Genomic DNA, 609 nt, shown 5'->3' on the forward strand with positions numbered 1-609 from the left:
ATAATGCTTTTAATAAAAGTTTGATATCTTAAACCTTTTTTGGAAGAAACTGCTTTTATTTTATTAAGGTCAGAAGCCGATATCCTAAGGGTAATTGTTTTATCTTGCTTTTCAATGTATTCTTTGGCAGCTTTTTGCAATTTTTCAATATTTTCAATATCGTTTTCTATGGTTTTAAAGTCTAAGTTTTCCAAAGATTCTATAATTTCTTTTTCTTCTTCGTCTAAATAAATATCTTTTTTGTTTTTGTTCATTTTTGCCTTCCTTGTATAAGATTTTTAAATCTTCTATAATGAACAAATTAAGTTTTTAGAGGATTTGAAGAAAATATTTGTAAAGGTTTAAATATGTGTTATAATTTTTTTATGGTAAGTGTTCACAATACACTGAACTCTTACAAACAAAATATGAGTGTTGAAATTTATAAGAATAGTAAAATATACATAGCTTGTCCAGCTAATTTTGCTACAGGTGGACCAGAATTATTGCATCAGTTAGGTTACCATCTTATAAATGATTTAAATATAGAAGCTTTTATGTACTACTATAATTTCGATAGCAGTAAGTTCTCAAATCCAGTGCATCCAGCGTATAAGATTTATAAAGTTC

1 protein-coding gene and 1 pseudogene are annotated in these 609 nt (G+C 26.3%); one reads left to right on the plus strand and one right to left on the minus strand.

Annotated elements, in window-relative coordinates; translation table 11 throughout:
• On the minus strand, positions 1-254 hold a 254-nt coding region (locus tag ACP5S8_RS08520; protein ID WP_461876507.1), incomplete at its 3' end, for a CopG family antitoxin.
• Between the two features lie 111 nt (positions 255-365).
• Here ACP5S8_RS08520 and ACP5S8_RS08525 point away from each other — a divergent pair.
• Positions 366-609 (plus strand): annotated as a pseudogene (locus ACP5S8_RS08525) (hypothetical protein); the annotation flags it as partial.

The sequence above is a fragment of the Hydrogenobaculum sp. genome (assembly GCF_049967395.1).
Taxonomy (GTDB): domain Bacteria; phylum Aquificota; class Aquificia; order Aquificales; family Aquificaceae; genus Hydrogenobaculum.